Annotated in this window: 21 protein-coding genes and 5 pseudogenes; 15 read left to right on the forward strand and 11 right to left on the reverse strand. The window is 69.6% G+C overall.

The features are described 5' to 3' along the window. Positions 1–64 precede the first annotated feature (64 nt). The 3 genes from ACFYXK_RS20065 to ACFYXK_RS20075 all read left to right on the forward strand — a co-directional run bounded on the left by ACFYXK_RS20065 (position 65) and on the right by ACFYXK_RS20075 (position 1961). Positions 65–499 (forward strand): hypothetical protein, encoded by a 435-nt coding sequence (locus ACFYXK_RS20065; protein ID WP_389412329.1) that lies wholly within the window; start codon positions 65–67, stop codon positions 497–499. 94 nt (positions 500–593) lie between these two features. Beyond that, positions 594–1166 carry a YceI family protein gene (locus ACFYXK_RS20070; RefSeq protein ID WP_389412330.1) on the forward strand — a complete coding sequence of 191 codons (573 nt, stop codon included), beginning with the start codon at positions 594–596 and terminating at the stop codon, positions 1164–1166. 132 nt (positions 1167–1298) lie between these two features. Next, the gene (locus ACFYXK_RS20075) at positions 1299–1961 is read left to right on the forward strand and encodes an SDR family NAD(P)-dependent oxidoreductase (RefSeq protein ID WP_389412331.1); all 663 of its coding nucleotides are present in this window, start codon (positions 1299–1301) and stop codon (positions 1959–1961) included. Here ACFYXK_RS20075 and ACFYXK_RS20080 read toward each other — a convergent pair. Next, positions 1930–2520 carry a MarR family winged helix-turn-helix transcriptional regulator gene (locus ACFYXK_RS20080; protein WP_389412332.1) on the reverse strand — a complete coding sequence of 197 codons (591 nt, stop codon included), beginning with the start codon at positions 2518–2520 and terminating at the stop codon, positions 1930–1932. The genes ACFYXK_RS20075 and ACFYXK_RS20080 overlap by 32 nt on opposite strands. 131 nt (positions 2521–2651) lie before the next feature. Between ACFYXK_RS20080 and ACFYXK_RS20085 the strand changes: the two are divergent. The 3 genes and pseudogenes from ACFYXK_RS20085 (at position 2652) to ACFYXK_RS20095 (ending at position 4631) form a co-directional block, all read left to right on the forward strand. Next, positions 2652–3187 (forward strand): annotated as a pseudogene (locus ACFYXK_RS20085) (NADPH-dependent FMN reductase). Positions 3188–3287: 100 nt separating this feature from the next. Further along, positions 3288–3668 (forward strand): annotated as a pseudogene (locus ACFYXK_RS20090) (nitroreductase family deazaflavin-dependent oxidoreductase); the annotation flags it as partial. Between the two features lie 51 nt (positions 3669–3719). Continuing rightward, positions 3720–4631, forward strand: coding sequence for an NADP-dependent oxidoreductase (locus tag ACFYXK_RS20095; RefSeq protein WP_389412333.1), 912 nt, complete (start codon positions 3720–3722; stop codon positions 4629–4631). Positions 4632–4683: 52 nt separating this feature from the next. Here ACFYXK_RS20095 and ACFYXK_RS20100 read toward each other — a convergent pair whose 3' ends face one another. Further along, on the reverse strand, positions 4684–5211 hold the full coding sequence (locus ACFYXK_RS20100; RefSeq protein ID WP_389412334.1) for a winged helix-turn-helix transcriptional regulator: 528 nt from the start codon (positions 5209–5211) through the stop codon (positions 4684–4686). A 95-nt stretch (positions 5212–5306) separates the two neighbouring features. On the opposite strand from ACFYXK_RS20100, the pseudogene ACFYXK_RS20105 reads away from it, so the two are divergent. Then, positions 5307–6092: pseudogene (locus ACFYXK_RS20105) on the forward strand (SDR family oxidoreductase). 26 nt (positions 6093–6118) lie between these two features. Then, entirely contained in the window at positions 6119–6478 is a 360-nt protein-coding gene (locus ACFYXK_RS20110) for a nuclear transport factor 2 family protein (RefSeq protein WP_389412335.1), read from the forward strand. Between the two features lie 408 nt (positions 6479–6886). On the opposite strand, the gene ACFYXK_RS20115 is transcribed toward ACFYXK_RS20110, so the two are convergent. Next, on the reverse strand, positions 6887–7537 hold the full coding sequence (locus tag ACFYXK_RS20115; protein ID WP_389412336.1) for an HD domain-containing protein: 651 nt from the start codon (positions 7535–7537) through the stop codon (positions 6887–6889). Between the two features lie 71 nt (positions 7538–7608). Here ACFYXK_RS20115 and ACFYXK_RS20120 point away from each other — a divergent pair, with 71 nt between their 5' ends. Further along, the gene (locus ACFYXK_RS20120) at positions 7609–8559 is read left to right on the forward strand and encodes a GlxA family transcriptional regulator (protein WP_389412337.1); all 951 of its coding nucleotides are present in this window, start codon (positions 7609–7611) and stop codon (positions 8557–8559) included. Between the two features lie 265 nt (positions 8560–8824). Here the strand turns inward: ACFYXK_RS20120 and ACFYXK_RS20125 are convergent, their stop codons facing one another. Continuing rightward, positions 8825–9655 carry an SDR family oxidoreductase gene (locus ACFYXK_RS20125; protein WP_389412338.1) on the reverse strand — a complete coding sequence of 277 codons (831 nt, stop codon included), beginning with the start codon at positions 9653–9655 and terminating at the stop codon, positions 8825–8827. A gap of 173 nt (positions 9656–9828) precedes the next feature. Between ACFYXK_RS20125 and ACFYXK_RS20130 the strand changes: the two genes are divergently transcribed. The 4 genes from ACFYXK_RS20130 (at position 9829) to ACFYXK_RS20145 (ending at position 12170) form a co-directional block, all read left to right on the forward strand. Further along, positions 9829–10353, forward strand: a complete 525-nt coding sequence (locus tag ACFYXK_RS20130; protein WP_389412339.1) for an AAA family ATPase — start codon at positions 9829–9831, stop codon at positions 10351–10353. Positions 10354–10585: 232 nt separating this feature from the next. Beyond that, complete coding sequence (locus ACFYXK_RS20135; protein WP_389412340.1) at positions 10586–10810, forward strand: hypothetical protein; 225 nt, start codon at positions 10586–10588, stop codon at positions 10808–10810. Between the two features lie 11 nt (positions 10811–10821). Beyond that, on the forward strand, positions 10822–11034 hold the full coding sequence (locus ACFYXK_RS20140) for a hypothetical protein (RefSeq protein ID WP_389412341.1): 213 nt from the start codon (positions 10822–10824) through the stop codon (positions 11032–11034). Between the two features lie 311 nt (positions 11035–11345). Continuing rightward, positions 11346–12170 (forward strand): hypothetical protein, encoded by an 825-nt coding sequence (locus tag ACFYXK_RS20145; protein ID WP_389412342.1) that lies wholly within the window; start codon positions 11346–11348, stop codon positions 12168–12170. Here ACFYXK_RS20145 and ACFYXK_RS20150 read toward each other — a convergent pair. Then, the gene (locus ACFYXK_RS20150) at positions 12139–12507 is read right to left on the reverse strand and encodes a winged helix-turn-helix transcriptional regulator (protein WP_389412343.1); all 369 of its coding nucleotides are present in this window, start codon (positions 12505–12507) and stop codon (positions 12139–12141) included. The two genes, ACFYXK_RS20145 and ACFYXK_RS20150, sit on opposite strands and share 32 nt — an antisense overlap. 92 nt (positions 12508–12599) lie before the next feature. Between ACFYXK_RS20150 and ACFYXK_RS20155 the strand changes: the two genes are divergently transcribed. Then, positions 12600–13439, forward strand: coding sequence for an SDR family oxidoreductase (locus tag ACFYXK_RS20155; RefSeq protein ID WP_389412344.1), 840 nt, complete (start codon positions 12600–12602; stop codon positions 13437–13439). A 493-nt stretch (positions 13440–13932) separates the two neighbouring features. Here the strand turns inward: ACFYXK_RS20155 and ACFYXK_RS20160 are convergent, their stop codons facing one another. Further along, entirely contained in the window at positions 13933–14622 is a 690-nt protein-coding gene (locus ACFYXK_RS20160; protein ID WP_389412345.1) for a TetR/AcrR family transcriptional regulator, read from the reverse strand. A gap of 84 nt (positions 14623–14706) precedes the next feature. Between ACFYXK_RS20160 and ACFYXK_RS20165 the strand changes: the two genes are divergently transcribed. After that, positions 14707–15639 (forward strand): MBL fold metallo-hydrolase, encoded by a 933-nt coding sequence (locus ACFYXK_RS20165; protein ID WP_389412346.1) that lies wholly within the window; start codon positions 14707–14709, stop codon positions 15637–15639. Positions 15640–15909: 270 nt separating this feature from the next. Here the strand turns inward: ACFYXK_RS20165 and ACFYXK_RS20170 are convergent, their stop codons facing one another. The 5 genes and pseudogenes from ACFYXK_RS20170 to ACFYXK_RS20190 form a co-directional block, all read right to left on the reverse strand. Continuing rightward, complete coding sequence (locus tag ACFYXK_RS20170; protein ID WP_389412347.1) at positions 15910–20415, reverse strand: hypothetical protein; 4506 nt, start codon at positions 20413–20415, stop codon at positions 15910–15912. Positions 20416–20417: 2 nt separating this feature from the next. Then, complete coding sequence (locus ACFYXK_RS20175) at positions 20418–20867, reverse strand: hypothetical protein (RefSeq protein ID WP_389412348.1); 450 nt, start codon at positions 20865–20867, stop codon at positions 20418–20420. A gap of 522 nt (positions 20868–21389) precedes the next feature. Beyond that, positions 21390–21500: pseudogene (locus ACFYXK_RS20180) on the reverse strand (N-acetyltransferase); the annotation flags it as partial. Beyond that, positions 21454–21876, reverse strand: a pseudogene (locus ACFYXK_RS20185) (transposase); the annotation flags it as partial. The pseudogenes ACFYXK_RS20185 and ACFYXK_RS20180, both read right to left, overlap by 47 nt. Before the next feature lie 161 nt (positions 21877–22037). After that, on the reverse strand, positions 22038–22559 hold the full coding sequence (locus tag ACFYXK_RS20190) for a hypothetical protein (protein WP_389412349.1): 522 nt from the start codon (positions 22557–22559) through the stop codon (positions 22038–22040). Positions 22560–23596: the final 1037 nt, after the last annotated feature.

Below are 23596 nucleotides of genomic sequence, written 5' to 3' on the forward strand. Positions count from 1 at the left end.
CCCGTTTGACATGCTTCGAACGGATGGCAGGGTGGTATCCGGGGCCAATGTTGGGAGGCTCGGCATGGCATCCGGTTGGGCACGATGTTCCGCAGCGCGGCAACTTCCACTCAGGCTCACGGTCGGTGCGTTCTTCCTGAACTCCGGGCTCTCGAAACTCGGTGCGGACGAGGCCACCGCCCAGAGGCTGCAGCAGTTCGCCGCCACGACCTACCCGTTCCTGGGCAAGCACGACGCCCAGAAGTTCGTCAGGGTGCTCTCCGCTGGGGAGCTCGCGATTGCTTCGGCATTGCTCCTGCCGGTCGTGCCTGCCGCTGTCGCCGGGGTTGCGCTCACCGCATTCTCCGTCGGTACGATCGGGCTCTACCTGCGTACGCCAGGGATGCGGCAGGAAGGCAGTCTGCGCCCCACCGAGCAGGGAATCGTGCTGGCCAAGGACGTCTGGATGCTGGGCATCGGCCTCGCCCTCATCGCCGAGGGCATGAACGAACACCGGTGACGCACCACGAGCACGTCGGCCCCCGCTGCGGGCTTGCGCGCTCCGCGACCGCCATCGGATCCGTGCTGGTTGAAGGGGCAAGTCAGGGGCGCACATGGCCATGACCAAATGGTTCTTCGAGCCCGGCCATACCGCGGCGGAGTTCCGCGCCAGGCACATGATGGTCACCTACGTGCGCGGGCAGCTCAAGAACGTGCACGGCCTTCTGGAGGTCGATCCCGACGAGCCGGAGAAGGCGCGCGTCGAGGCCACGGTCGACGCGACCCAGGTGTACACCGGCCAGCCCCAGCGCGACGCCCACCTCCGCAGTGCTGATTTCTTCGACGTCGAACACCACCCGACCTGGACGTTCGTCGGGTCGCGCATTCATCAGGTGAGCGGAACCGAGTTCGAGGTGACCGGAGATCTCACGGTACGCGGCGTGACGCGCTCCGTAACCTTCGACGTCACTTACCTGGGGCAGTGGGATACCCCTTGGTGGGAGGAAGAGCGGGACCTCGGGCCCAGGCGCCGCGCCGGATTCACCGCCACGACACGAATCAATCGGCATGACTTCGGGGTGAGTTGGAACGATGTGGTCGACCGCGGGGGAGTGGTCGTCAGCCCCACGGTCGATGTGACGGTTGACGTCGAGGCTGTCCTCGAGCCCATCGAAAGGGCCGCCTGAGCGCGACCGGCTCGGGCTGCGAGCCGAACAGCTCGATAGCGGGCGGCTATCGCTGAAGCTCGGCAGTGAGAGGAGGGCGGAGCGGTGTCTACCGCGTCTTCTGAGACCTTTGGGGGCCGGCGGGTGGCGGTCGTGACCGGCGGCGCTGGTGCGATCGGCGGTGCGATCGCCGCGCGGCTCGTGGCCGATCACACCGTGGTCGTACTCGACCGCACGGGAGATGTCCCAGTCGATCTGGGCGATCCGGCCGATGTGCGCCGGGCCGCACAGCTGGTGCTGGACCGCCACGGCAGGTGCGATGTTCTGGTCCATTCGGCTGCCATGGTCGCCTTCGGGCCGTTCGAGGACTTCGCCCTCGACCTGTGGCGTCAGGTCCAGTCAGTGAATGCCGAGTCGGCGCTGCTGCTCACCCAGGCGTTCGCGCTGGGGATGCGCGAGCGGGGCTTCGGCAGGGTGGTCTTCATCGTGTCCAACACGTTCTGGCGTCCCCCGGGCGCGCACATGCTCGCGTACGTGGCGTCCAAAGGCGCCCTGATCGGCATGACCCACGCCCTCGCCGTCGAGCTCGGCGGCGACGGGATCGCAGTCACGGCTGTGGCCCCGGGGCTGACTCGCACTCCGGCCACCGGCGTCGTGCCGGCGGAGGAGTTCGAGGAGGTCGCGGCACGCCAGGCGCTGCCCCGGCCGCTCACCCCGGACGACACCGCAGCCGTGGTGTCGATGCTCGTCGGCGACGACGCCGCCGCACTGACGGGCCAAGTACTCACGGTCGACGGCGGTCTGGTGATGCGTTAGGGAGGGGTAGGGCGGGAGTTGCGCCAGGGGACTCCTCGACGCGGATCACGTAGCGCCGGCCCCGACGGCTACGTTGAAGGGCCCGGGGGCGGGTTGTCGGCGCTGGTCTCGTCGTGCGTGGACAGCAGCCAACCCTGGAATCGAGGGACCTGACGTCGCAGGGGGCAGCGGCCAAGTCCATGTCCCGGACGTCGCAGGCGACCCGGCTGAGCAGGGTCCGGAACGCCTGGCGTTCATCCTCATCGAGTGCATTGAGGAGCCGGTCTTCAGCTTCTCGTACTTGCCGCCGTAACTCCTGGAGGGTGCTGACGCCCCGGTCGGTGGCGACGATCTTGCGCTGGCGGCGATCCGCGGGGTTGAGCCGGCGCTCGACCAAGCCGGCCGTGACGAGGTCGTCGATCAGGTAGGTCATCACCGTGCGGTCGATCCCCAGGTAGCTGGCCAGGGCGAGCTGACTCTGCTGGTCACCTCCGACGACGACGGCGAGCGTCTGGTAGCCGTGGGCACCCTGCGGGACGTCATCGAGGACCGACGCGACGACGGTCCGGTACGCGCGCACCAGGACGAGGAGGGAAAGACCGAAATCCCCCGCGAAGTCGACACCGCTGGCGACCGGCGTGGTCGGTGGCTCGGCGCTGATATCGGGAATGGCGCCAAACCGTGTGTTGTTGGACAGATCATCTACGCAGCATGCGATCCATCGAACAGGTCGCGAAGTGGGTGCTGGAGATCGCCTCGCGCCGCGACGACGCCACGTTCGAGCTCATCGACCTCCGCGACCACCCCTAACCGCACTTCGACGAGCCGATGCCGCCGATGTTCGGCCAGTACCAGCACGAGCACACCAGGCAATGGGCAGCCCAGATCGCGTCGCTCGACGGGTTCGTCATCGTGACACCCGAGTACAACCACGGCATCCCCGGCGTACTGAAGAACGCCACCGACCACCTCTACGCCAAGTGGAACAACAAAGCGGTCGGCTTCGTGTCCTACGGCGGGGTCGGCGGCGTCCGGGCCGTCGAGCACCTGCGCGAGGTGGCCGCCGAGCTCCAGATGGCCGACGTACGCCAGCAGGTCGCGTTGTCGGTGATCACCGACTTCGAGAACTTCAGCGTCTTCAAGCCCGGCGAGTACAACCTGCCCGCCCTGGGCACGATGCTCGACCAGGTCATCGCCTGGAGCACGCGCTCGCACCACTGCGCTCAGCCTCGGCCGTCGCCGCCTGAGCCGTCCACCCCCTCAGCCCATGACCCGGATCGTGAACGACAGGAGTTCGACATGAGCGAAGCACTCGACCGGAACGCGAAGATCATTGCAGAGTTCCGAGCGAACGAGGGCAGGGTCGGCGGGGTCTTCGAGGGCGCTCCGCTGGTCCTCGTCCATCACCGCGGCCGCAAGAGCGGGCAGGAGCACGTCAGCCCGATGATGTACCTCCCGCACGACACCGCGCCGGACATCGTCTACGTCTTCGCGTCCAAGGGCGGAGCGCCCACCAACCCGGACTGGCACCGCAACCTGACCGCCGCCGGTGAGGGCACCATCGAACGCGGCACTGCGACGTACCCGGTGACCGTCCGCGAGCTGACCGGCGCCGAACGCGACCGCATCTACGCCGAGCAGGCGCGGCGTTACCCCGGTTTTGCCGAGTACGCCCGCAAGACCGCCGGCATCCGCGTCATTCCCGTGCTCGAACTCCGGCGCGCGTAGCCCACCCAGCCCACACCCCTGTCAGCTTCAGCGAGTCGAAGGAGAGGGATCATGCCCAAGGCGGTCAGGTACGACGAGTTCGGCGGGATCGACGTGCTGCGGGTCGACGAGGTGGAACGCCCGGTGCCCGGGGACGGGCAGGTCCTCGTACGCGTGAAGGCGGCGGGCATCAACCCCAGTGAGGCGGTCATCCGTACGGGGGCGCTGGCGGACCTGTTCCCGTCGGGGCAGGGCAGCGACCTCGCCGGGGTCATCGAGGAGGTCGGTGCCGGGGTTGCCGGATTCTCGCCCGGCGACGAGGTCATCGGATTCAGCCAGAAGCGGGCCTCCCAGGCCGAGCTGGCCCTGGTCGAGGCCGGTGACCTCACGCGAAAGCCGGAGAAGGTCCCGTGGGAGGTGGCCGGCAGCCTGTACGTCGTCGGCGTCACCGCATGGGGGGCGGTACACGCCGTCCAGCCCGAGGAAGGCGAGACCGTCGTCATCTCCGGAGCCGCCGGGGGAGTCGGCTCGCTCGCCGTCCAGCTCGCGCGCCGTGCCGGGGCCACGGTCATCGGCCTGGCGGGCGAGAGCAACCACGAGTGGCTGAAGAGCCACGGCGCGATCCCGGTCGCGTACGGCGAAGGCGTCGCGGACCGCATCAGGGCCGCCGCGCCCAGCGGCGTGGACGCCTTCGTCGACACCTTCGGCGACGGGTACGTCGAGCTGGCCCTCGCCCTCGGCGTCGCGGCCGATCGGATCGACACCATCGCCGATTTCGCGGCAGCCGAGAAGTACGGGGTGAAGACTGACGGAGGGGTCGCGGCCGGGCCGGGCGCCAAGGTGCTCGCCGAGCTTGCCGGCCTGATCGCCGACGGACACCTCGAGGTGCCGATCGCGAGCGTCTACCCGCTGGCGCAAGTCCGCGAGGCCTACACCGAGCTCGAACGCCGCCACACCCACGGCAAGATCGTCCTCAGGCCGTAGCAACCGTGCGATGCCTCGGGGTGCGGGCGACCGGCCGTTCGCGGTGGCCCGCTTACGTATCCGCCGTCGGGGCCGCCGGCGCGGGTCGCCGCTGGGCGTAGCGGCTGCGCATGGCGTCGCTGGCCGCAGGGCCCGCCGCGAAGACGTAGGAACGGCTGTCGTCGAGCTTGCGGCCGGTCCTGGCGTCGACGACCACGGGCTGGACCTCCGCGCCGCTTTCCGCGTCGACGAGGATCATGCTGCGTTCGTGCGGCTCCAGCCGGGAATTGCCCCACGCGGCCAGGGCGACGATCACCGGGCGCAGGGAGCGCCCGAGATCGGTCAGTACGTACTCGTGACGGACCGGGTTGGTCTGGTAGGGCCGACGCTCCAGCAATCCGTCCGTCACGAGGGTCTTCAGGCGGGTCGTGAGCATGCTCGACGAGATGCCCAGGTTTTCCTGGAACTGATCGAAGCGGGTGTAGCCGTCGAAGGCGTCGTGGAGGATCAGCAGCGTCCACCACTCACCGACGTGTTCCACCGTCGTGGACAGCGGGCACTCCCGGTCCTCCAGCCTGATGCGGCTCGCCACGGTGACCATCCCCTCGGTTACTGCTAAAGTCGAAGTTAGTAGCTTCCATTTTAGCAGTAACTGAGTGTCGCGCCGTCCGCGCGCACCGGGGATCGGAAGGCGCCATGACCAGCCCCGTCAACGAATCACTCGAAGGTCGGCGTGCCCTGGTCACCGGCGGCACCAAGGGCACCGGAGCCGCCATCGCCTGACGGCTGGCCGAGGCCGGCGCCGACGTACTCGTCACCGGCCGCAGCCGCCCTGAGGAGGTCGAGGAGAAGACCTTCATTGCCGCCGACCTGTCGGCCGTTGATGGCACCGACCGGGCGATCGCCGAAGTGGAGGCGCGTCTGGGAGGCGTCGACGTCCTGGTCCACACCCTCGGCGGCTCGGAGGCGCCGGCCGGTGGATTCGCGGCGCTCGGCGAGGACGACTGGGCCAAGGAGCTCAACGTGAACCTGCTGGCCGCAGTCCGGTTGGACCGTGGCCTTCTGCCCGGCATGATCGCGAGCGGCGGGGGCGTGATCCTGCACGTCACCTCGATCCAGCGCCGCATGCCCCTGTGGAACGGGACCCTGGCCTACGCGGCAGCCAAAGCGGCGCTGACCACCTACAGCAAGGGCCTGGCCAACGAGGTCGCCCCGCACGGCGTCCGCGTCAACACCGTCTCACCGGGCTTCATCCAGACCGCCGCCGCAGACAACCTGGTCGCCAGAATCGCCCAGGAGGGCGGCGTCACCCGGGAAGCCGCCCTGGACCGGCTCATGGACTCGCTCGGCGGCATCCCCCTCGGCCGCCCCAACCGACCGGAGGAAGTCGCCGAACTCGTCGCCTTCCTCGTCTCCGACCGCGCCTCGGCCATCGTCGGCGCCGAACACGTCATCGACGGCGGCACCACCCCCACCGTCTGAGACCCCCCACAGTCAGGAGGACCGTCATGCCGAGCCATCTGCGCCACACCATCGCCCCGGGCGACTTGCCCGACTCGATCGCCCGCTATCTGCGGGCCCACCGAGACCACAACACATCGACCGCAGTCGCCGCATTCACCGGCGACGCCACGGTGACCGATGACGGCAGGACGTACCAGGGCGCCACTGAGATCGAGCGGTGGCTGAACCGCTCCGCCACCGAATTCACTTACACCATCGAGCTCACCGATGCGCAGCAGATCGATCCGGCCCACTACGTCGCCACACATCACCTCGAAGGCGACTTCCCCGGAGGCAGTGTCGACCTGCGCTATCAGTTCAGCCTCCGCGACGACCTGATCGAGCGCCTGGTCATCGAACCCTGATCCGCCGGGGCGTGCTCCTTGCGGCCCTCGGCGGTCGCGGTAGCGGCAGCGTCCCGCCCGAACTCATCAAGACGGTCGGGCACGGTGCCGGCGCAGCCGTCCTCGCGGCCGACTCGCCGCTGCTGGACGGCATCGGCGGCCGCTACGGCGCCGACTGCAACGAGGCACAGGTCCTCGACCGCTGGCAGTGCGAGCGTCGCGACGCGAACGCCGGAGGCGTGGTTCATGTCAGGTGGGTTCGGCGGTGCGTCCGCCGTGGGCCGACGGCGTTTCCTGGTGATGTCGACAGCTGCCGTGGGGCTGCCCGGCACGAAGAAGGGCTGTGACCAGGGAGCCTGCGATCTGGCGCGCGCCGGCCCGTCGGGAGCGCCAGGTGCCGACGGGCCGCCCTGCGGCGTGGTGTCGGTGTCAGGAGCCCCAGCGGGAGGCCCGTGCCGCGAGTTCGAGGGCGGTCACGGCGCCGGGTTCGCCGCGTTCGCGGAGGAATTCGCCGGGGACGGTGTAGCGGGCACCGGCCTGCGGGGAGCGGGCGGCCTGCCGCACGATGTCGTCGACCAGGACGGTAGCCATGTCCAGCCGCGGGTAGCGGCCGTGGAGCGCCTCGCCCTGGGCGTCGGTGACGAACTCGGTGCCGAAGCCGATGTCGGCGCCGATGCCCCGGCGGGTGAGGTAGGTCAGCACGCCACGGCGCTCCGCGATGCCGTCCGAGGTGTGCAGGGCGATCGCCTCCCACACCGGGTCGGTCTTGTCGGCGCCGTAGCCGTGCTCGGTGAGGAACCGGGCGGCCATGTCGGCGCCCTCGACCTCGAAGCGCTCCTTGCCCGGGGCCGACGGCGAGGCCCCCAGGTCGTGCAGGACGCAGGCGTGGAAGAGGAGATCGGCATCGAAGTCGACGCCGGGCCTCAGCCCTTCGTGTTCGGCCAGCAGTGCGGCGAACACGAAGCTGCGGATGCTGTGGTTCGCGACCGGCTCGCTCTCGATCGACCGGACGAGCTCGACGGCGGCGCGGGCGACGGGTGTGTCCGGAAGCGCCGGCAGGAGGCGGGGTTCAGTGTCCATGAGATGACCGTAGGCGCGCATCGGACCCAACCGTCAGTGGCACCCATGCCATGAGGCGATAGAATCGTGCCATGACTGGTCGGGCATCAGGCGGGGCGCACCACTTGGTCGTGGTGGCCCTCGAAAACGTCCTCGCGCTGGACATCGGGATCCCGACGCAGGTCTTCGGGAGCTGGCGGGACGGCCCGTACACGCTCACGGTCTGCGCCGAACGGCCCGGCCCCGTCCCGATGCACGGCGGCCCTGCCCTGTCCGTCGCGCACGGTCTGGACGCCCTGGCATCCGCCGACACCGTGATCGTTCCGGGCTACCTGGAGCCGGACGCGCCCGGCGCCGAGGTGACCGCCGCACTGGCGGGGGCGGCAGCCCGTGGCGCCCGCATGGCGTCCATCTGCACCGGTGCGTTCGCCCTCGCCGCAGCCGGTCTGCTCGACGGCCGCCGGGCCACCACGCACTGGCTGTATGCGCAGGCGCTGGCGAGGCAGTACCCCCGGGTGACGGTCGTGCCCGAGGATCTGTACGTCGACGAGGGCCAAGTGCTCACCTCGGGCGGTGTGTCCTCCGGACTGGACCTGTGCCTCCACCTCATCCGCCGCGACCACGGCCCCCGCCTGGCGAACCAGCAGGCCCGCCTGCTGGTGGCCGCACCGCGCCGTACAGGTGGCCAGAGCCCGTTCATCGACCTGCCGGTGCGACCGGAGCCGTCCGACGGTGCTGCGCTGTACGACTGGGCCCTGCGCAACCTGCACCAGCCGCTCACCGTCGACCAGTTGGCGCGCCAGGCCGGCATGTCCCGCCGCACCCTGATCCGCCGCTTCCACACCGACACCGGCCTGCCACCCATGCGGTGGCTGCTCGACGCCCGGCTGGCCCGCGCACGCGAACTCCTCGAATCCGGCGACCTCACCGTCGAGGCCGTCGCACGCCACTGCGGCCTGGGAACCCCGGCCAACTTCCGCACGCTTTTCAAGACACACGTCGGAATACCGCCCAGCGTCTACCGCGAGACGTTCGCCGACTGACGGACGCCCAGGCGCAGTCTCCTCCTCGCCGGCCACGTTGGCCGCGCCCGCACGGGCGGTCGGCGTCCGAGGCTGGGCCGCCAGGCCACCCCGGTCTCGCGGACCACAGGCACCGGTTCACGCCTGGCTGCCCCCCCCGAGGCCCCGGCCGCGTTGATCGCCTCCAGGCTGAGCGACGGACGTTCCTACAGGAAGCCGACCATTGCTCAGCACTGCAGGCCGAAGCCCGTGACATACGCCGGAATGAGGGGCGCTGACGTTCGCCCTAAGCCGTCGGGGCGAGGAACTGGTGGCCGCCACGCAGCGTGGTGCGCAGTCTGCGCTGTGTCGCGGCGCTGTCGAGGCGGACATCGAGAGCACCAGGTAGAGCGCTTTCGGCCCGGAGACCCGTCGGCAGTCGGGAGTCGTCGAGTCCGTCGCGCCTGGCGATGAGGACGCCGAGTTCGTGACGGCTCAGGGCCTCGTTGCCACCGAGGTGATGGATTCCGGTTCCCCCTCCCCACGCGAGTTCCATGAGAGCCGAGGCCAAGTCGGCTACGTGTACAGGGCAGCGGATGTCGTCTGTGAACAGGACGCCGGCGCGGGTACCGGTGGCAAGGCCGTGAACAGCACGTTCGTGCTCGGACTGCCCGTCGCCGATGATCAGGGAGGTGCGGGCGACCACGGCGTCCGGATGGACGAGAAGAACCCCTGTCTCCGCCGCGGCCTTTGCGGCCCCGTACGGGGTGATGGGGTCGGGCAGACAGGATTCGTCGTAGGGGAGGCGGCTCTTGCCGGAGAACACGGCGTCGCTGGAGACGTGGATGAGACGGCTCCCGGACTTCGCCGCAGCCAGCGCCAGACGGACGGGCCCCTCGGCTGTGACCGACCAGTCCGCCTTGCTGCTCGATGCGTTGATGACGACACGAGGCCTGGCTTCGGTCACGACTGCTTCCACCCTGCCGGGATCACGTAGGTCGAGGGCGTGCCACGCCACCGACCGAGTTGTCCCGGGCCTGGTCGCGTAGGTCGCAGACGTTGTGTGCCCAGCCGCTACCGACTGCCGAACCAGCTCGGCGCCCAGGAACCCGGAACCACCCACGATCAAGACGGTCATGAAGGGACAGGGTAGACCGGTCAGGTTCGGGTGACGGCAAGAATGTCGGCAGTTCCCCGCCCAGGCCGGGCGCCACGGCGCTCAGGGCGACGCCACCTTGACAAGCGCCGACGCCGTACCCGATTTCTGCTGTACCCCGCACCCTTGGCCGCAGAGCGCTAGCATCGGGTCCCGTGATCGTATGGCTGAACGGCACCCATGGTGCGGGCAAGACGACGACCAGTGCGTTCGTGCAGCAGCTGATCCCGGATTCACGGGTGTTCGACGCCGAAAAGGTCGGCGAGACACTCATGGACATCCAGCCAGGACTGCCCAGGACGGACAACTTTCAGCACTGGCCGCCGTGGCGGCCGCTCGTGGTAGAGACCGCCCGCCGCGTCCTCGACTACACCGGCGGCACCCTGGTCATGCCCATGACCGTCCTGGTCGAGGAGTACTGGCGCGAGATCAGCTCGGGCCTTGCCGAGCATGCCATTCCGGTCCGGCACTTCGTCCTCCATGCCGACCAGGACACCCTCCGCGCGCGCATCGCGGGCGACACGGTTCTTGGCCCCAACTCCCCCTTCCGCCTTCAATACCTTGAGCCCTACGCCGAGGCGGCCCGCATGTGGCTGCACGCCGAGGCCGAGGTCGTCGACACCACACACCTCACGCCCGCCCAGGCTGCCCTGCAGATCGCAAAGGCCGTCAAGATGTGAGGGGCATCGCTCGCTCTGGGAGGTCTGGGCGGATGACGATCGGCCCAGGGCCTCACGTGTCGGAGTGAAGAAACCGGTGAGGCTGGGGCGCCGCTCGGCTGCTGCACCGGCTGGGCGTCGTTGTGCGACGCGGAGTTCGGTATCAGCCGCGCGCAGGCGTACCGGCTCCTGGACGTCGCCCGCCCTGTCCGCGATCCACGGCGCGGTCACCGCCGGCACCGAGGTGTCTCGCATGCGAGACACCGGCCCGGCTGCCGCGCTCGACCACGGGCTGTCCCAGCGGGCCCTGGTCGCCGTTTCCGGCGGCAGCGGTGACGTCGCGGTGGTGATCACCCGCCGACTCGCCACGCTTGCCCGCAGCGGCCTGACGGCCCTCGATGGGCCCACGGTGCGCGCCGTGGTCCTCCAGGCCGTCCGCGAAGTCCGTACCGCCCCGTCGATCCGCTGGCGGACCTGATCGTCGCCGCGATGCGCGCCGTCGCCGACAAGCTCGTCGCCAGTACGCACGCGATCGGGGAGCTGATGCTCGAAGTCGCCCCGGCTTACGTGTCCGACGGGCAGGCCGCCTACGTCCTCGCGCTGCTGTGCGACCAGATCGGGGAGGACCTCGAGCACGGCCTGGCTGCCCGCTGCTACGCGATGGCGGGCAACCGCCGCGCCCTGCACGGCAGCGCCCTGTGACCGCTGGCGCCGTGAGGCACGCCGGCCCCGCATCTGCCGGCCTGTGACCGGCGAGGGCACACCCGGTCGCGCCCCTGGACGATGCTGGGCATTTCTGCCGCCGACCTGGGCGTCACCGGCTCGGGTGTGGCCACGTGCTCCTGGAGCAGACGGCGCGGGGATCCGGCTGGCCTGCTGCCTTGCTGGCGAACTCGATATCAAGCAGCTCACCGCGGCACTGGGCATGTCCTGTGCCGGCGCCGCGTACTCCTCGTGGTCGGGGTGGCGGGGACGCAGCACGTCTTGGCCTGGCGGGTGCGTAGGGTGGCGTTGTGACAGAAACCGGGGCCACGGGCTACGACTGCCTATCGTCTCGTCTGGTCTCGGAGAGCGACCTGCGGGCGTTCCTGCTGAGCTCTTTCGAGATCGCCCAGTGTCAGTTGTTCGTGGGCCATGACGACCGAGTCGCCGAGGAGTTGCGGGTCATCCCGCAGGACGTGGTGTTCTGCGCGTTCTGTACATACCGGGAGGTATCCGGTCACTTCGCCATGGCGTTTGGTGTCAGCATTGAGGGATGGTTGGCCGATCGAGTCGGTCGCCGGGAGTTCGCCGAACGGTTCGCGGCCCACTTCGATGCGTATGTGCTGTACGGCGACACCGAGCCACCGGGACTGTGGACGGTGATCTTGGCGGACGGTGAACGCCTTCGTGTGGCGATGGATGAGGGAGGCGACCGGTACGAGCTCTACGCGGCCACCGCGCCAGTGCCAGGTCTACCCGACGTCGCCATGGATCAGGGCCTGTGGCAGCTCAGGTATTTGATGCCCGGCGGCGTTTTTCAGGTTTCAGCCTGTGGGTGGCAGTTGGGTGTCGAGCTCTGTGCTCTGCGACTTCGTGGGTGCGGAGAGTGTGTTGCTGAAGCCCTGGTGACGATCGACCGTGCTGCCCCTGCTGGAGATGACGCTCAGCCAGCTGTGGCGCCGGCGCAGCGACGGCTACGTGCGCCCCGCCGACCGCCGGCGCCGTATCCCGGCCGTCCGTGGGACACGTGGGTGACCGGAGCAGAGGGGGCGTGTGACTACTGGGCGTTGATCGTGTCGCGGCGGTGCCCCAGCTACTCCCGCGCTATTCGCTGCGCGGCGGCAACTGGCGTGTGATCCGGTCGAACAGTTCCTTCAGCGGTTCGCCGATGTCCTGGCCGAAATCGGTCAGCCCGTAGGTGACCTGGGGCGGCGTCGTCGGTTCGACCTCCCGCCAGACCAGGCCGTCCTGAACCAGCGTGCGAAGGGTCTGCGCAAGCATCTTCTCGCTGATGCCCTGGATGCTGTCACGCAGCTCGTAGAACCGGAGGCTATTGCTCCGCAGGGCGATCAGTACCCAGACCCCCCACCTGCTGGTCACGTGGTCGACCACATCGCGCGCGGCGCAGTCGGTGTGAAACACGTCATAGCGCTTCTCCGGGTCGGTCTGGGTGAGCTGCGCGCTATCGGTCATGTGATGAGCTTACCCAGAGGTATGTCCTTACCAAGAGTTAGCCCTTGCTCCTAGCGTCAAGGCCACGGACAACATCCGAGAAGGAGCTGATCATGATCGTGGTGACCGGGGCTACCGGGAATATCGGGCGGCCGCTGACGCAGGCGCTGGCCGAGGCGGGCCAGCAGGTGACCGCTGTTTCACGGCATACGGCGGCGGTGCCGGACGGGGCCCTCCACGTGGTGGCCGACCTGGCCGAGCCGTCCGGCCTCAGGCCTGTATTGGCCGGGGCGAAGGCGCTGTTCCTGCTGCTGTCCGGCGACCTGCACGCCGCTGGGGCCAGCCCTGCCGACATCATCGGCGAGGCCGCGGCCGGCGGGGTCCGCCGGATCGTCCTGCTCTCCACGCTGGGTGTGGTGACCCGGCCCTTCGGCCCGACACGGATCGCGATGCGCGCGCTGGAGGACACGCTGCGGGAGTCCGGCCTGGAGTGGACCGTCCTGCGGCCGGGCGGCTTCGCCTCCAACGCTCTGTGGTGGGCCGAGTCCGTCCGCGCGCAGCAGGTCGTTGCGGCGCCCTTCGGCGACATCGGGGTGCCGATCATCGACCCGGCGGACATCGCCGCGGTGGCGGCGGCCTGCCTGCTGGATGACCGGCACGCCGGCGGCGTCTACGAGTTGACTGGCCCGGAAGTGATCACTCCGCGCCAGCAGGCGGAGGCCATCGCCGCCGCGCTGGGCTCGCCGGTCAGATTTCACGAGCTCACCCGCGACGAGGCGAAGGCCGCCATGGCCCAGAGCATGCCGGCGGAACTCGCCGACGACACCCTGGACATCCTTGGCTCCCCGAGCCCGGCAGAACTGCGTGTCAGCCCGGACGTCCAGCAGGTCCTCGGCCGCGCCCCGCGCCCCTTCGCCGACTGGGCCGCCCGCAATGTCGCCGCGTTCCGCTGAGAGACCAGGTTCCCCACCCCACGGCATCGGGACCCAACCGGATCCGCCCGCGCCGTCCTTCGATCGCACAGCGACCGGGAATCGCGGACGGCTGTCACCTGTGGCGGGTGGGGGAGCTGCAGCTCGACGTCGCCGCTGTTGAGCATGTGACCGGCCTTTTGAACCATCGCAGCGCCCGCGGACGCTGCACGAGCCAAGGAGACGAAGCCGAAGCCCCTACGTGTTCAGAACCTCATGTACGACGGGGAAAAGGAGCAGGACGTCATCGGGCCGCGTGACGTCCTCGGGCACGAGTAGGAAGTCGCCGTTCAACTGCAGTGTGCCGACCTCGGGGTGATGGAGTTATGTGGTGCGGTGGCCGGGAGCAGGGACCGACGCGTCTGCGTAGATCGCCCGGCTCGCCGCCAGCGTGGAGCCCAACGGTGCGCCGCCCCTGAGGGACTGCCGTTGCCTCCGGGGCGGCCCCTTCCGGCCTGCGGCCTTCCGTGGGTCTTCAGGGTGAGGGCGTGTGTGGTGCGGGGCTGGGGGCCGGCCTCTGGGTGAGGCGCCGCGTGTGCGTGGTGGTGGGCATGGGCCGGTCCGGCTCTGGGGCGGTTTCCCGTGCCAGGCCGTTGAAGGTGGCGAAGACCAGGCGTTCGGTCTGGTCTTCGACGCCTTGCCGGTCCTCGATGTGTACGAGGCCGTCGATGAGCAGGACGGCCAGGCCGTGGATGGCGGCCCAGACCACGAATTCGGCCCCCGGGCGGGCTCCCGGGGGCAGGTGGCCCGTGTCGGTCAGGCGGTCGAGTTCGGCGGTGAGCACGTCGTGCGGGTGGGGTGAGATGGCGGACTGCGCCGTCGTGGCGCCGCCGCGGAAGACGAGCCGGGCGACGGCCGGGTCCTCGACGGCCCAGGTGACGTAGGCGCGCCCGCATGCGGCGAGACGTTCGGGACCCTGCTCCGGCGTCGCGTCCATGCTGTCGCGCAGGCGAGTCCCCAGCCGGGCCAGCACGACCTCGGACAGGGCGGATACGAGTGCGTCACGCGAGCCGAAGTGGTGATAGGCGGCGCTGGGGCTGACACCGACCCGCGCCGATGCCTCACGCAGCGACCAGCCGTCGGCACCCCGCTCTCGTACGAGGGTCTCCGCCGCGTCGAGCAGCGCCCCGCGCAGGTCCCCGTGGTGATATCGCGCCTTCGTCATGCCTCCATCTTAGCGGTGTTCAGATCGAGTGTTACGCTCGGATCGGAATCTCAACACTGTTCAGATCTGATCTGGAGTTGTGCCATGTGCCCCACCGACCCCACGCCTCTCGCCTCCGACGGGGCGCCGGATGTCTTGCAGAGCCCCCCGCCCGTCGTAACGGGATCTCCCGTCGAGGTCTCCGAGGGCGTTTTCGTCATCCCGGACCACCGCGTCGAGTTGGTCCCCAACGTCGGCATCGTCCTGGGGGAGAGGGCCGCGCTGGTCATCGACACCGGCATCGGCCCCCGCAACGGCGCGCTGGTGCTGGAGCAGGCCCGGCGCCTGGCCGGCGACCGCCGCCTGTACCTGACCCTCACCCACTTCCATCCCGAGCACGGCTTCGGCGCGCAGGCGTTCAAGGGCGCCGCCACGATCGTCTACAACAGCGGCCAGCGCGCCGAACTGCGGCGCAAGGGAGCCGGTTATCTCGGCATGTTCAAGGGCCTGAGCCCCGCGGTCGCCGCCGAACTCGAAGGAGTCGAACTGGTCGACCCCGATCTGGTCTACGAGGGCGAGGCCGAGATCGACCTCGGCGGCCGTACCGTGCTGCTGCGTGAGGTCGGTCCCGCGCACACCGGCTCCGACCAGATCGTCCTCGTGGACGGCCGGGTGCTGTTCGCCGGCGATCTGCTGGAGACCCGCATCTTTCCGATCGCGCCGTACTTCCCGCCCCACGACACCGATGTGGACGGTGAGGGCTGGATCGGCGTGCTCGACCAACTCGCCGCACTCGCCCCGCAGACCGTCGTTCCCGGCCACGGCGAGGTCACCGACGCCTCGCTCATCCACGACGTCCGCGACTACCTCGCCTACGTCCGCGGCGAGGCCCTTCGGCTGCGGAAGAGCGGCGCCACCGCCGAGGAGACGGCCGCCACCATCGACAAGAACGCCCGTACCCGCTGGCCTTCCTGGGAACGCCCCGAGTGGATCGGCCTCGCCGCCCGCGCCTTCTACGACACCAACGCATCCGCCTGAGCCCCGCCACCCGCGGAGTGGGGCGCGAGCCAGGTCACGTACGAGGCCCGCCCGAGCCCGGGCGCACTGGACTTTTCCGACGCTGTCCCAGGAGCTGGCGAAGGCTTTCGCGCAGGTCGGCCTGTCGGCTGTGCCGGTGCTGTTCAACATGGCTGTGATCGTGGCCGTGGTGACCGTGGTGCGCTGCGCACGGGCCGCCGCCCGCCCGGCTCCAGGGGTGCCTCGTGCTCCGCACGGACGAAAACGACCTCTCACGGGCGCGGGGCCGGGTCAGCTGCAGGAGCGCTGGTGTGGGAGGTGCGGGAAGAGCGCCTGCCACTGGTCCTTCTCGACACTGAGCGGGTACCTGCTGCAGAGGCGCTCGTGGATCGCTTCGGTGTCACGGTCGAGGAGGAAGGTGTACTTCGGCTGTGTGGTCCCGGCGTCCCTCGGCCCAGCCCCTTGTACCAGCATGAACCCAGGCAGTGAGGCGGGCATGGTGACCTCGCTCCGGGCGTCGAGCGTGGCTGCCGCCGGGGTACGCCATTCGCCGTCCGGCCCTATGTCCCATATGCGGTACGGCGGGTCGCCGCCGCTCATGGTCACAACCTGCTTGCCATCGGGGCTGAACTGCACCTTCTCCATTTCCAGGTCGAAGCGCATCGCCTTGGGCTTCTTCGGGTGCTGAGCGTCACTCACGTCCCAGAACTGCAGCGATCCGTCCTGCAGAGCTGTGACCAGCCGATCCCGCCCGGCCGACCAGTACCTGTGGGGCGCGGCGGGCAGCCGCTCCCCCTCCCGGGGGTGGGTGGGGTCGCTGACGTCCCAGAGTTTCGCGGTTTCGGTCGGCTCCTGGACGACGACCAACTCGCTCTCCGGCAGGTATTCGACGTCGAAGGCGCCGTGGCCGAGCGTGATCCGCCCTTCCGACTCGCGGGGGCGGCGCGGGTCACTGAGGTCCCACACCTTCAGGTCGTATCCGTCGGGGTCCTCGGTTCGTTTGTCCGGCGTCACCAGAGTTCTGTCGCCCATGAACCAGGTATCACGGTTGCGCGCGTCCGCGAGAACGGGAATGTCCGACAGTTTCACCGGCCGTCGCACGTCCCGGACGTCCCAGACCTGCGCCGTGGCATGGTCGGGCGAACTGAGCACGAGCAGATTGCCGTCGGACGACACGGCAGTCGTCACGCCCTGTCTGGCGGCGTAGGTGATCTCGCCTGCTGCTGCGGGCGGCCCGTTGTCGTCGTCGAATGTCCAGAAGCGGTAGACGCTTTCGCCTCCATCGCCGAAGTGGTGCGCCAGCACGATCGGCCGGTCCCTGCCGGGCAGGAACCGCCTCGAGGTCCAAGGGTGAGGAAGCGTGAATCGCCGACGCGGTTCGGCGTCCTTCGTGGTACCCGCCGGCATCAGGTCCCATACAACCGAGCTTTCCGGGTTCGTGACCTGCGTGAGCAGGAAGCGGCCGCCGGGGCTGACGGGATCCGTGTCGGATTCGAAGTCCTCCACCACTCCTTCGATTGCTCCGTCCGGTTTCGTGGCCGGCCAGATCCGGACCCGTCCCCCGACGTCGCCCACGGCGAGGTGACGGCCATCCGGGCTGTAGGCCACACTCTGGACGGGTTCGGTCCCCGGCAGGGTTCCGGCGCCGGCTTTCTCGTCGTAGAGGTTTCCCGTTGCCGGCACCGCACGGAGGCGGACGCCTGCCGTCTTGCCGGGGTCGGCGGCAGCCGCCATCCCGCCGTCGGGGTGGAAGCTCATCGACCCGATGTTCTCGGATCCGTACGGCCACGTGGTCGACTCTTCTTCCGGGGGCACGGCTGCGAGACGGCCGCCCGCTTCCACCGTCCACCAAGCCGTCTCCGCCCGTCCGCCCGCCGCCAGCAGAAGGTTGCGGCGGGGATGGAAGGCGATGGCCATGACCGTCTTCGGGTTGGCCGTGTCCAGAACGCGCGGACTGGACGGATCTTTGACGTCCCACAGCCGGACCGCTGCCCTCTCGTTCTCCGCACCGGCATCGCTGCCCGTTGCCAGCAGCCCGTCGCGGTCGAATGACAGGGCGACGAGGGCCTCCCGCCCGGTCGCGGGTTCCGCGCGCAGCCGTGGCTCCGACGGCTCGGACACGTCCCACAGCCGCAGTTTCCCCGCCGCGCTACCGGTGGCGAGCGTGCGGCCGTCCGGGCTGAACGCTGCCGTGAAGGTTGCGCCTTCGGTGATCGCCTGGCGGGCCAGGCGTTTCGGCTTCGCCGGGTCGGCCACGTCCCACAGGAGGAGTTCCGTTGCGGTCTGCGCCGCCAGCAGCCGCTGTCGCGGATGGAAGGCGATGGCCGCGCTGCTCGTGAGTTCCAGGGCTGTCGCCTCGTGGGGGGTGTTCGCCCTGGAGACGTCCCACAGCGCAACCCGTCCACCCCGCTGGCTGGTCGCCAGCAGCTTCCCGTCACTGCTGAAGGCGACGGACAGCACGGGCTCACGCTCGTGTGCAGGCAACTCGAGCGGTGTCAGAGTGAGATAGGACGAGTAGAGGCTCGAACGGGTCGCGGGTGTGTCCGCCAGCCGGTACGCGGCCAGGCTCAGCCGGAGCGCCGTCTGCGGATCGCGCTCACGCATCGTGTCGGCCTGGGAGGCCAGCTGGTCGGCCATGAGTACGGTAGCCCGGTTCTCGGCTTCCTGCTGCGCCCCCCGTGCCAGCACCGCCAGCACGCTCGCCAGCACCGCCAGTACCGTGACCACCGAGACCGCCGTGCGGCGGAGGGCGCGGCGGCGGCGCTGGGCCCGCTCCGACGCCTGGAGGAAGTCCTGCTCCACCGGACGGATCGGCAGTGTGCCGCCGCCCTGTCCGAGCCGGGCCCGTGCCGACGCGAGCTGGTCGCCGCCGTACAGGCCGCTGTCCACGCGGCCTGCTTCGTGCCAGCCCTCGGCCGCCTCGCCCAGCCTTCGGCGCTCCAGCAGCCCGGACCGGTCCTCGAGGATCCAGTCCCGCAGCCGCGGCCAGGCGTACAGCAGCGAGTCGTGGCACAGCTGCGCCTCGCCCTCGTCGACAACGACCAGCCGCTCCGCCGCCAGCCGGTCGACCAGGCCGGAGACCCCGGCGAGGTCCTGCGACGGAACCCGGCGACGTACCGCACGGCCGCCGTCGTCCACCAGCAGCACCATGCGCAGCATCAGTTCACGCAGTGTGCGCTGCCCGGCCGCGTCCAGCGAGTCGAACAGCTCGTCGGCTGTGCGCGCGACGGAGCTGCGTATTCCGCCGGCGGCCTGGTACCCGGCATAGGTCAGTCGGCCGCCGTGGCGGCGCGCCCAGGTCTGCCGCAGGGCGTGCGCCAGGAACGGCAGCGCGACGGCGTCGCCCTCGACACCACGCTCCTGTCGCAGTTCGCGCAATACGTGGTCGGCGAGCCCCTCCTCCAGGCTCAGTCCGGCGTGCTCGGCCGGCCGTTCGACAGCGGCGCGCAGCTCGTCGTCGGACATGGCGGCGACGGTGAACTGCCCCTCCCGCACGATCCGGGCCAGCCGCGCATCGTTCAGACACTGCCCGTAGAAGTCGGCACGTAGCCCGAGCACGATCCTGGGGCCGTTGTCGTCCGGTGGGCCGGAGATCGCCCGGACGAAGAGCTCGCGCTCCTCCACGTCCTGGCACTGCGTGAAGATCTCCTCCAGCTGGTCGACGACCACGACGTCGGGCCCGCCGGTCCCCAGGCGCCCCGCGCCCAGCTCGCGTTCCACCTCGGCGAACGGCCTGCCGACGGCCGCCGCCCACATTTCGACGAGCGTACGGAACGGGCGCGGTCCCGCGCCGGGGACCAGCAGCACCCGCTCAGGGGCCAGGGCCGCCACCAGCCCCGCTCTGATCAGCGAGGACTTGCCGGCCCCGGAAGGCCCGACGAGGACGACGGGCCCCGCGCTCTCCTGGCTCCTCACCCGTTCCACCAGCGACCGGGTCAGCTCCTCCCGCCCGAAGAACAGATGGTGCTGCTCGGGCAGGAACGGCCGCATGCCGGGATACGGGCACGGCCCCTCGCTCTGCGGTTCGACGGCTTCCGTCTCCGCGCTCGCCACCCGCCCCGGATTGCGGGCGACCCGCAGGTCGGCGGCCCGCCCCACGCCGTCCGAATGCGGGCGCGCGGGACCGCCCTGGAACCGCTGGTCGAGGCTCCGGTACAAGTCGAGCAGCGTGAACCAGGCCGGCCCGCCGGCATCGCCCTCGGTCAGCAGCCGCAGCAGCTCACCGCTGAAGAGTGTGTGCGGAGCTCCCTCGGGGGCGAACGACGCCGCGTAGTGCGTGGCGGAGGTGAGCAGGAAGCTGCCTTCGGGGCGGGCAGAGGCGAGCAGTTCGCGGTACGAGTCCTGGGGCGCGGGATCCGCGAGCCCCGAGAAGCAGCAGTCGAGGACGACGACCGGACTGGCCGTCGCGTCCCCGAGCCGTTTGCTGATCTGGTCGTACGGCACGGCGTGGACGGTGTCGCCCGGCGATGCGGTACCGGAGGTGGCGAGGTACAACTGCCTGCCCGGACCGAGCAGTCCGTGCCCGACGAAGCAGAAGAGCACCACGCCGCCTTCGGAGGCGTCGATGGCGGCCTGTACAGCGGCAAGCACCTGCGTCGGCCCCTCGGGGTCGATGACCTCGGTGACGCGGCCCTCCATGCCGCAGTGCCGACGCAGCACGTCCGCGATGTCGCGTGCGGAGCGGGCGGCGCTGGGCAGGTCCGCGAGTCCCGCAGCCTCCTCCGAGCCGTACCTGCCGGTCCCAACCACGACGGCATGGCAGTTCGCCGCCGCCAGGTCCCCCCGCTCGCCCGGCATCGTCAGACGCTCTCCGTGCCCTCGGCCGTGGCAGATTGCGGTCGTTGCTGTTGCTGTTGCTGTTGCTGTTGCTGTTGCTGTTGCTGGGGCGTCGGCTGGTGGAGCGCCTCGGCGACCTGCTGCGCCAGGTCCCCGGCATTCTGCGCGGCGCGCCCGTCGATCCCCTCCGACGTGACCGTGACCTGGGTGCCGTCAGGCCGGGTGATGGTCACGGTCTGGTTGACCTTACGGCTCTGGAGCCAGGCGACGACCGCCGCGGCGGCGGCTGCGGTCAGCCCACCCGGCGCGAGCAGCAACGGCACGATCTCCGTGACCGCACCGCTCATGCTCCCAGGCTCCGGCGCTGCGGGAACCGGCGTCCCCACGCGACTCCGCAACTGCGGATCCCGTCGCAGCCACTCCCGCAGATCGTCTGTCTCGGCCGGTCCGCCGGCGTCCAGGGTGATCCTCACGTGCCCTCCGGAAGGTGGTGATGCCCAGACCTCCTGAAGCTACCCGCGTACCGCTGGCCGCCACCAGGCCATATCCGTACGGGTGTTGGCCTGAATCAGCACAACACCGTTGTGGGCGGGCACTCGCTGCTGACAGAGCGGACGCCGTGCTTGTCAGGCCTTCCTGGTGGCGGGGGAACGCATGGACCCGGTCCCACGGCGGGAAGTCGGCCGGCATCGCCCGCCACTTGATGCCGTTGCCCACGAGATTGTCGGCAGTGTTTCCGAACCGGTGAGCCAGACAGCCACACTCCCGAGTACCCGCGGTGGAGTGCACGGGCATCGGCACGCAAGACTCCGACGCTCGGGCCTCCTGATGCTCGGTGACTCGACACCAGCGAGCTGTTCAGGAGGCCCTCCTCGCACGCGCCGAGCACCCGACGGCCACCCAATCGAAACGGCCGTTCGAGCACCAAGCCCCCAGAGCATTACGACAAAAGCTACTTACGCGTCGGGGTGCTCCGGCAGGGCGAGCCGGTCCGACCAGGAGATCTCGCCGTCCGCGCCGGCCCTCTCCGGTGGGTCGATGTAGACGCAGCCGAGCAGAGCTGTCTCCGCCGCGTCGAACAGCGCGTAGTTGAGAGTAGGGCCAGCCGGGGATCATCTGATCAGTGCTGCGGCCTCGCCCGTAGACGTGGCAGAACAGCAGGTCCGGGCCGGTGGGTGCGTCGGGCCGCAGCCAGTTGCTCACGTCGACTGCGAGGACGATCCGCCCGTGGGCAGCCCTCGGTAACGGCGTGGAGGCCAGCAGCCGGCGGAACCGGGCGGGCTCCAGCCGGCCGAGATTGACCGCGTCGTACATCGCTCCATGTCCGCGCCGGTGCTCGGCCGTCAGCGTGAGCTCGACCAGCGACCTGACCGGCCTGTCCGCGCACAGCACCGCGTCGGTGAGCTCGAGGACGAAGAGCGCATCCGTACGAGCGGACAGGCAGTCGTAGAACTCAACACGACAGCGGGACAGGACCCCCAACGCCTCGACGGCGGGACATCAACAGGGAAACCCGTCCTCAGCGGCCGTTCCTCGACACTTCGTTACTGGTCATCTCGAAGCGCGGAGGGCGGCCGCGTCACGTGCCCCCGGAAACGGTAGATCTCAGCAGGTCGGATGACGGGCGAGGTTAAAGATCAAACTTAGTGGTCGACGAACATCTCGAAGTCGTTGTAGCCATCGGCGAACACGTAAGTGTAGGGCTTGTCGAAAAGCTTATGCCAGTTGTTGTTGGTGTCCTGGCCCCAGATTTCTTCCCGAATGATTTTCACATTCTTCTGACGGCCTGGAGGGGTGTTCGGTGTGCTCACCGTCAGGGTCAGACTGGTGAGGTCCTTCCAGACGATGTGGTTCGCCGGCTTGGGGCCGGCCAGCAGGTTGACCCGGCTGTTGGTGTTCTGAAAGTCGCCGAACTTCTGCAGGTGCTCCTGGTCGGAGTCGCAGCCGTTGGTGTTGGTGCGCACCAGCCTGGTCCAGGTGTCGCTGCCGGATGCGTCCCTGTACCGGGCCGTCACCCAGGACGGGATGCACTTGTTGGTGTTGGAGAGTTCGCCGACATCGAACCAGAGACTGAACGCCTTGAACTCCACCTCCCCCGCAGCAGCAGCAGGGGAGGTGCTGAACAAGCCGGCCAGCAGTCCCGCCCCCGCCATTGCGGTGAACAACCTACGAAATCCTCGAACGCTTCGCACAGCCATGCCGCATCCCAATTTCTGATCGGTCCAAGTTCCCTGCGGCAACAGGCTAGATAACGTTCCGTATGCATGCAATCACTCGGAAGAGTTGCCTGTTCGGCCGGGTTTAGGGAGAGCCGAAACCCCCACCGAACACGTCCGCTTGAAAGGGGCAACGAGGTTAAAGGCCAAGCTCAGCATCGGGCTCCGCGATCTCGCCGCGGTGGCGGGGGTCTGGAGGGAGATCCAGGAGTAGCTGTCGGCCGGGGTCGCGGAGGCCGAGCGCTGGCTGGAGATCCAGACCGAGGCACGACGCAAGTTGTTCCTGCTTCTGGAGAGGCCGTTTTGCGGCGGGGGGCGTCGTGGCGCCAACGGGACCGCCAGTCATGACCGCACCGGCGCCGAGACCGCGGCCGCCGGAGCAGGCCGGCGCTCTGCCGGCCGCGGATGCGCAGGAGCGGCAGGAGGAGGTTCTGGCCGCCCAGCAGGATGCTGAGCGGGCTCGGCCGGCAGCGGAGCGTGTTCGTGCGCTGTTGTCGTCTCTGCGGCGGCGCTCACCGGGCCACCTCAGAAGCCATCCTCGGCATCCCGCCTTCAGCGCGCCCGGGAACAGCGACCCCGGTTACACCCTGTGCGCCCTGCCGCACCGTGCGCGGGCGCGCGGGCCGGGGGCTGGCGGTCGACTCCGGCAGCGCTGCTGGCGCGTGGCGGCCAGTGGGGTGGTTCGGCCGCTCGGCCGCCCTCTCCAGGGGGCCGGTCGAGTGGTCTGCGGGGAACGGGAGGGCTGCACGGGCATACGTAGGGAGCCGTGGTGTCCTCCGTGAGGAGAAGTCGTGTGAAGCCGATCCTCCTGTCCGGAGCGGGTCAGCAGTGCGGCCGCCTGCGGCGTCGAGGAAGAGCGACCGCTTAAGGGGCGCTCGGACGGGCAGGTGCCTGAAGTGTCGATCGCCGTTCGGGCCGGCCCGCCCATTGTCGGCCGAAGTGGTACAGGAGTGTAGTGATGGCGTACGTGACCAGGTGCTCCACGA

Source organism: Streptomyces sp. NPDC002209 (genome assembly GCF_042890265.1).
Classification (GTDB): domain Bacteria; phylum Actinomycetota; class Actinomycetes; order Streptomycetales; family Streptomycetaceae; genus Streptomyces.